Genomic DNA, 3,302 nt, shown 5'->3' with positions numbered 1-3,302 from the left:
TTCAAAGTGCTGTAGGCAAGGCAGATGATTGAAGCGAATAGTGATTCTATTTTGAAAGCATCTAACGAAGCATAAAGGACTTTGAAACCCGCCAGAATGGAGTCTCTCAGGTATTCCACTTCTGTGTACATCGATTTAAAAGGGAACAACCATTTCTACATCAATGTGCCTTGAATTGAAAAACCTGAGAGACTCTGAACTGACCAGATATTTAATGGGATTGGTATTACTGTTGGCTTGGTGTTCATTCTATCCTCCGAATTTACAATGTAAAATGAGCGGATTGAATAAAATGATTTAATCGCTATAATGCGACTTGTTTTAGGGGAGTAGCTAATCTTGTCACGCTGTTATGGCACACAAGATGTCTGTATCAACATAATTGGCCTCATGCCATGGTGCAAACAGTAGCACACTGTCAACCAGTGATGTTACCAAGCGAGACCTAAGCACAGTAACTGCATTAAGGGGTATGCGGTGGCTTGTGCTTAGTTATCATTTACCCCTAGGAATATCACATTGGAAGCTTTATTCGCCTCAACTCTTACTGTTGCCTTCGCTGAAATAGGCGACAAGACTCAATTATTAGCCTTACTACTGGCTGTGAGATTTCACAATAAAACCGCTATTATCTCAGGTATTTTGCTCGCCACATTATTAAATCATTTTCTTGCCGCATGGCTAGGTGAGTGGGCTATTGCGTGGATCGATCCCTTATGGGCGACTTATTTGGTGGCGGGGTCATTTTTTGCTATTGCATTGTGGGTCCTTGTACCCGATAAAATGGATGATGATGATAATCGCTTCTATAAACTAGGTGCTTTTGCTGCCACGTTTATGTTGTTTTTTATAGCTGAAATAGGTGATAAAACTCAAATTGCGACGGTAGTCTTAGCAGCAAAATACCAAGCATTGACATGGGTTGTCATCGGCACGACATTGGGAATGTTAATTGCTAATGTCCCTGTTGTGCTGGCAGGGCACTTAAGTGCAGACAAGTTGCCCATGAAACTTATTCATCGTGGTTGTGCAGTGTTGTTTGCACTACTCGGTGTGGCAACACTGATGTGGTAAAGGAGGTTTAATGCCAGATAGCCGAGTTCTTGATACCGATGCTGCCCGCGGATTACCTTGGGTTGTCGCGATTGCTTTTTTTATGCAGTCACTTGATGGCACGATTCTGAACACCGCATTACCGGCGATGGCCAACGATTTAAGCGAAAATCCATTGCGTATGCAAGGCGTGATTATCGCTTATATGTTAACGGTTGCTTTATTAATTCCGGCTTCAGGTTGGATTGCTGACCGCTTTGGCACTAAAAAGATCTTCTTTGGGGCGATCTTATTATTCAGTTTAGGCTCCTTGTTTTGTGCATTGTCTAACTCGTTAGACATGCTAATTGGCGCTAGGGTGATTCAGGGGGTAGGTGGCGCCTTGATGTTGCCTGTTGGGCGACTGGTGGTGCTGCGGGCATATCCACGTTCGGAATTAGTACGGATCATGGGCTTTATTACCATACCTGGTTTACTGGGTCCTTTGCTCGGCCCGACTCTGGGTGGTTGGATGGTGCAATACCTGACATGGCATTGGATCTTCTTGATCAATCTGCCTGTCGGTGTCATTGGTTGTTATGCCGTGTGGAAGTTTATTCCTGATTTACGGGGCAAGGAAAGATCGCGTTTCGATAGCGTCGGATTTTTATTGTTTGGGGCTGCGATGTTGTTGATTACCATCGCAATGGAAGGCCTTGGCGAGCTGCACTTACCGCACATACGAGTGATGTTGCTGTTATTTAGCGGTATGGCGTGTTTGATTGCATATTGGCTTCGTGCAGGACGGGTAAACAATCCATTGTTTTCGCCAAAGTTGTTCAATACCAGAACATTTGCAATTGGTCTTTTTGGTAATCTGTTTGCGCGCTTGGGCAGTGGTGCATTACCGTTTCTTGTGCCTTTATTATTGCAAGTTGCGTTGGGATATTCTCCATCTCTGGCTGGTATGAGCATGCTGCCGCTGGCCGCTGCAGCTATTATCGCCAAATCAGTGGCTCGCCCCATCATTGAACGCTTAGGTTATCGAATAGTGCTTACCGCTAATACCTTGGCGCTGGGGGTGATGTTAGCGAGCATGGGTTTGGTGAGTGAACAGACACCCTACTGGTTGTTATTAAGCTTGTTGGCTATTCTTGGCGCTATCAACTCGCTGCAGTTTACTGCGATGAATGCTGTGACGTTGATCGATCTCGATGATGTTAATGCCAGTAGTGGCAATAGCCTGTTGTCAGTGGTTGGTCAATTATCATTGAGCCTTGGAGTTGCTTGTGCTGGTGCATTACTTGGTGGTTTTAGCGTTGATGTCGGCAGTGATGTTGTGGGCAGTGATGTTGTGGGCACTGTGCTTGGGGCGTTTCAACTGACTTTTGTCACCGTTGGTATCATGACTATGCTTGCCGCAACCATTTTTTCGCAATTGCCCAAAGTTGATGGCCGTTAAGATAACCATTTGGGCCACCGTTTGACCGTTTTCCGTTGTCGATAGTGTGCTGCAATATTGCATCGACTTTAAACGTCACGATTCTAACGTTTTTGTGCAGTCAGCCACAATTTTCTTTATCTAGATGGCTAAAATGTAATCATACGTCGTTGTTGCTCATCAACATGCATATTTGATTATCTAAAATACAAAGGAGTCACGATATGGAAATGAAGAAACATGGTTTATCAATAGGTATAAACCGAATTGAAAATGTGTTTTGTGTGACATTGAAAGCGGTTGGTACATTAACCCACGAAGACTACCTTGTTATCACGCCAATGTTAGAAGGAGCGTTAAGCCAAGTAGATCAAGCTAAAGTAAGTTTGTTTTTTGATGCGACTGAACTTGATGGCTGGGATTTGCGAGCCGCTTGGGATGATTTAAAGTTGGGATTAAAACACAAATCTGAGTTTGAGAGAGTGGCAATATGGGGAAATAAGAACTGGCAAGAATGGGCCGCCAAAGTGGGTGGCTGGTTTATTGCTGGTGAAGTGAAATACTTCGAAAAACAAGATGATGCGTTGAAATGGCTTCGTTATTAACATCAGTGTAAATATTAAACCTGTAACGATTACTTTACTTAGCCTGAGTCCAGAACAAGTTATACCAATCTCATTAAATATCTGGTCAGTTCAGAGCCTCTCAGGTTTTTCAATTCAAGGCACATTGATGTAGAAATGGTTGTTCCCTTTTAAATCGATGTAACACAGAAGTGGAATACCTGAGAGACGCCATTCTGGCGGGTTTCAAAGTCCTTTATGCTTCG

3 protein-coding genes are annotated in these 3,302 nt (G+C 43.7%); all 3 read left to right on the top strand.

The features are described from left to right. Nucleotides 1-519: 519 nt before the first annotated feature. The 3 genes from ACWXWT_RS20165 (at nt 520) to ACWXWT_RS20155 (ending at nt 3,078) form a co-directional block, all read left to right on the top strand. The gene (locus ACWXWT_RS20165; RefSeq protein WP_456043356.1) at nt 520-1,074 is read left to right on the top strand and encodes a TMEM165/GDT1 family protein; all 555 of its coding nucleotides are present in this window, start codon (nt 520-522) and stop codon (nt 1,072-1,074) included. A gap of 10 nt (nt 1,075-1,084) precedes the next feature. Next, nucleotides 1,085-2,494: a multidrug transporter subunit MdtD gene (mdtD, locus tag ACWXWT_RS20160; RefSeq protein WP_456043355.1), complete on the top strand. Its 1,410-nt coding sequence runs from the start codon at nt 1,085-1,087 to the stop codon at nt 2,492-2,494. A gap of 203 nt (nt 2,495-2,697) precedes the next feature. After that, nucleotides 2,698-3,078: an STAS/SEC14 domain-containing protein gene (locus ACWXWT_RS20155; RefSeq protein WP_456043354.1), complete on the top strand. Its 381-nt coding sequence runs from the start codon at nt 2,698-2,700 to the stop codon at nt 3,076-3,078. The last annotated feature ends 224 nt before the right edge of the window (nt 3,079-3,302 follow it).

It is taken from the genome of Shewanella sp. A22, from assembly GCF_053850585.1.
The sequence above is the reverse complement of the archived record's forward strand: the minus strand, read 5'-3'. Positions and strand labels throughout refer to the sequence as shown.

Excerpts from the sequence above, each read along its gene's own strand:
- mdtD (WP_456043355.1), top strand. The coding sequence starts at position 1,085 with ATGCCAGATAGCCGAGTTCTTGATACCGATGCTGCCCGCGGATTACCT.
- ACWXWT_RS20155 (WP_456043354.1), top strand. The coding sequence starts at position 2,698 with ATGGAAATGAAGAAACATGGTTTATCAATAGGTATAAACCGAATTGAA.